Source organism: Nonomuraea sp. NPDC049784 (assembly GCF_040659615.1).
Classification (GTDB): domain Bacteria; phylum Actinomycetota; class Actinomycetes; order Streptosporangiales; family Streptosporangiaceae; genus Nonomuraea.
Genome location: NZ_JBFAMX010000776.1, coordinates 1 through 4,069 on the forward strand (window position 1 = coordinate 1; position 4,069 = coordinate 4,069).

The window sequence follows — 4,069 nt, forward strand, 5'->3', positions numbered from 1 at the left end:
GCGATCGTCGTCGCGAGCGACGCCGACGACGTGCGGCCGTACCCCGCGGTGGCGCGACGCGCGGCCGAGCGGGACGTGCCGTGGCTGCCGGTGCGGATCGAGGCCGGCTGGGCACTGGTGGGCCCGGCCGCGCGTCCGTCCCGGCCCGGCTGCCCGACCTGTGTGGGACGGAGGCGCGCGGGCAACCGGCCGGACGCGGTGGCGCGTGACATGCTGCGCGCGCGGTGGGGTGCGGACCTCGACTCGCGGCCCAGCGCCCTGCTCACGCCGCTCGTCGCGCATACGGTCGCCGCGCTGGTCGCCGATGAGATTCACCGGCTGCGGCACGACCCCGGCTCCGCGCGGACCGTTGGCGCGCTGCTGAAGGTCCACCTGCCGACCGCCGCGGTGCGCCGCCACCCCTTCCTGCCCGACCCGCTCTGTCCCGACTGCGGCGCGCGGCCGGACGACGGTCCACACTCCGGGCAGTACGTCCCGCGCCCGGCGCCCAAGCCGGATCCCGCGACGTTCCGGGTCAGCGGCATCAGCGGCCGGGGGGCGGAACTGGAACAGCGGTTCGTCGACGCGGAGACCGGCATCGTGCAGGCTCTGATCGCGCAGGAGCGCGGCGGCGGCCCGATGGCGGTCGCCCGGCTCAGCCCGGCCCGCACCGAGCACGAGAGCCACCACGGCTACGGCCGCAGCGACGACTTCGCCTCCGCGCGGGCCACCGCCGTCGCCGAGGCCCTGGAGCGTATCGCCGGCATCCACCCGCGTGGCCGGCGGACCGTCGTGCGCGCCGCGTACGACGACGTCGCCGACCACGCCCTCGACCCGCGCACGCTGGGCCTCTACCCCGACGACTGGTACGACCAGCCAGGCTTCCTGTTCACCCGCTTCCACCCGGAGCGGCCCACGTCCTGGGTGTGGGCGTACTCCTTCGGCCGGGAGGCGCCGGTGCTGGTACCGGAGAGCTACGCCTTCTTCGGCCCCCGCCCGGCGGACGACCTCGGATTCGCCTACGAGTGCTCCAACGGCTGTGCCCTGGGCGGCCACCCGGCCGAGGCGATCCTGTACGGCCTGCTGGAGGTGGCCGAGCGGGACGCGGCCCTGGCCACCTGGTATGCCCGGATGCCCATCCCGCGCGTCGACCTCGGCTCGGCGGCCGACCGCCGCATCCCGATGCTCGCCCAGCGGGTGCGGGACCGGCTGGGCTACGACGTGCACGCGTTCGCCGCGCTGCTGGAGCAGCGGGTACCGGTGTTCTGGGTGATGGCCGTCGACGCGCTGGGCCGGCCGGACCGGCCGCGGGCACTGTGCGGCTCCGCCTCGCACCTGGCCCCGGAACGGGCGCTCCGCCGGGCGCTGGAGGACCTGAGCCCGATGCTGGCGAGCCATGTCGAACGCTACGACCCGGCGTCGTCGGCTCGGCTGGCGGCCGACTCCGGCGAGGTGCGGCTGCTGGAGCACCATCCCCTGACCTACGGCCACCCGGACGCGTTCGACCGGCTGGGCTTCCTGCCGCTGGACGGGCCCGCGCTGACCGTGGCGGAGGTGACGGCCCGGGTGGGCTGGCCCAAGCACGACGACCTCTGCGCGGACGTGGCCGAGCTGGCCGGGCGCTACCTGGCCGGCGGGCTCGACGTGATCGCCGTCGACATCACCTCGCCCGAGGCGCGAGCGTGCGGCCTGTTCGGCGCGAAGGTCATCGTGCCGGGGACGACGTCCATGACGTTCGGGCACCGTTACCGGCGCGTCCACGGCCTGCCGCGGTTGCTGAGCCTGCCACGGCTCCTCGGTTACCGGAATCGCGACCTGCGGCCCGCGGAGCTCAACCCGTACCCTCACCCTTTCCCCTGACTGGTCGCCACAGCCCTTGGGGCACGACGAAGGAAGCGAGGCAGACCCTGATGCACACGACCACGGCGACGAGCGCGCCCGGCGCGGCCACCCGTCGCTACCTGGCCGCCATGCGGAACCGGGGCCCGCTGTCCATCGACTGGGCCGCCGCGCCGACCAGGCACAAGCGCTACCCGGGCGCCGAACGCGCGCGGCTGCCCTGGGCCGCCGGCGACGGCTCGGTCCTCGGCCTCATCGGCGAGCTGCTGCGGGACCTGCTCGGCATGACCAGGCTCGTGTGGTCCCACCACCTCGACGACCGCGGCGAGCCCCAGGGGCGGCCGCCCCTGCTGCTCACCGGCCGGCCCGCACCGTCAGGCGGAGGGCTGTACCCGATCGAGGCGTACGTGGCCGCGGGCGAGCCGCACCTGCCCGCCGCCCTGTACCACTACAACCCGGTCCACCACGAGCTGGAGCGCGTGCGCGGCGGCGACCACGTCCCGGCGCTGACCGGCCTGCTCGTGGACGGTCCTGTGGCGGACATGGCGGTCGTCCTGTCCGCGGTGTTCTGGCGGTCGATGTTCAAGTACGGCGACTTCGGCTACCGCCTGATCTGCCAGGAGACCGGTGTGCTCGTGGCCCAGGCGCTGGCCGTGGGCGGGCGGCTGGGACTGGCGGGCCGGGCCTGCCTGCGGTTCCCGGACGGTGAGGTGGACCGGCTGCTCGGGCTCGACGGCGCCCGGGAGGCCGCGCTGGCCGTGCTCACCTTCACCCTGCCCCACGCCCGCGCCGGTGAGCCGCCGGCCTCCTCCCGTGCCGGCGAGCTGATGTCGCAGCCGGCGGCGGGGGAGAGCACGCCGCTGCCCAGGGCCATGCCCGACGGCCCCGCCGCGGCCCTGCACCGGGCCTGCACGTCCGCCTCCCTTGGCCCGTCCACGTCCCCGGACGGCGGCTCCCGGGACGAGGCGGGCTCACCAGAGCTGACCGGGGCGCTGCGGCCGCGGCTACCGGCGTGGGCGGGCCGGGCCGTCCCGGCTCCGGAGCCCGCGGCAGGGGCCTGGCCGGCCGCGGGGGTGCCGCGCCGTACGTCCCCACTGGCCGGCTACCGGCCGGTGCCGCTCATGGAGGGAGCGCTCGGCGGCGTGCTCGTGGCGGCGGGCGGCGGCTACCCGGCCGACCTGCCCGGTGCCGCGACAGGGCCCGCCGCGACCGCGCTGTGCCTGCTGTCCCTGCGGGTGGAGGGGCTGCCCCGCGGCGCCTACTGGTACGACCCGGCACGACACACGCTCCACGAACTGGCCGGCGCCGGCCAGGTGGACGCCGTGGCCACCGGGCGGCTGCTGGCCAACACGCGGGTGGCGCTGCGCGGGGCCGCCGCCGCGCTGGTCCCCGTGGGCGATCCGGTCGCGGGCGCGCACCTGTTCGGCGACCGCTGGTACCGCATGCAGCAGATGGAGGCGGGCCTGGTGGCCCAGCGGGCCGCACTGGCCGCCGCCGCATTGGGCCTGGCCACACGCATCCACTCCGACGGCGCCAACGAGACCACCGACGAGGTGCTCGGCCTCGTCGGAACCCCCCTGCGGAGCCTGTCCTTCCTGGCGATGGGCACCCCACCGACCGGCGGGCCCCTGGTGGCCCGCCCCATGCCGGTCCTTGTACGCGGGGAGGTGATGCCCACTCCGGCGACAGCGTGACCCGTTCAGATCAACAGTATTTCGACATCTTCATCTCAGAAGGAGACAAACATGTCCGGTGAGAACCTCAAGCTCGACCTGCGCGGCCTGGACGTCGACTCCATTGACGTCGTGTCGGCCGACTCCATCGTGGTGGAGGGCCACGGCACCATCGAGACCGGCGCCTCCTCGGCCACCGGCTACTGCTCGTCGTACCTGACGGCCACCAGCTGCTGGGCTCCGGAGGAGTAGAGCCCGCACGGCCACTGATGTGACGAGCAGGGCCGAGGGCGCCCGTGCCGTGGGCGCCCTCGGCCCCTGACGAACCCCCACGAGGAGCGCGTTCCATTGACCCATGTAGCGCACGCCGTCCCCGTCGCTGGGGACGGCGACCCGGTAAGGCTCGTTGATCCCGATTATGCACTGTCGCCTGTCTTCGTAGTCCGCGTCGCGGGGCTGCCGGTGGCCGGGCTCGACCGGATGCGCTGCACCCGGACGTGGCGGCTGGTGGACGAGCTCGCGTGTCACGACGCGGCAAACCGGGCTGCGCAGAGCGAGAAGGGCGCTCAGGCCGGCGC

4 protein-coding genes are annotated in these 4,069 nt (G+C 75.1%); all 4 read left to right on the forward strand.

The genetic code is table 11. The features are described 5' to 3' along the window. On the forward strand, positions 1–1,839 hold a 1,839-nt coding region (locus tag AB0J09_RS58230), incomplete at its 5' end, for a TOMM precursor leader peptide-binding protein (protein ID WP_360711747.1). 50 nt (positions 1,840–1,889) lie between these two features. Next, the gene (locus AB0J09_RS58235) at positions 1,890–3,512 is read left to right on the forward strand and encodes a SagB family peptide dehydrogenase (protein WP_360711749.1); all 1,623 of its coding nucleotides are present in this window, start codon (positions 1,890–1,892) and stop codon (positions 3,510–3,512) included. A 51-nt stretch (positions 3,513–3,563) separates the two neighbouring features. Next, a complete protein-coding gene (locus AB0J09_RS58240; RefSeq protein ID WP_360711752.1) occupies positions 3,564–3,743 on the forward strand; it encodes a hypothetical protein in 180 nt (59 codons plus the stop codon). Between the two features lie 96 nt (positions 3,744–3,839). Next, on the forward strand, positions 3,840–4,069 hold a 230-nt coding region (locus AB0J09_RS58245), incomplete at its 3' end, for a hypothetical protein (protein ID WP_360711754.1).

Bases quoted from the DNA above. Each gene is read 5' to 3' on its own strand.
- AB0J09_RS58235 (WP_360711749.1), top strand. From the start codon at position 1,890: ATGCACACGACCACGGCGACGAGCGCGCCCGGCGCGGCCACCCGTCGC.
- AB0J09_RS58240 (WP_360711752.1), top strand. From the start codon at position 3,564: ATGTCCGGTGAGAACCTCAAGCTCGACCTGCGCGGCCTGGACGTCGAC.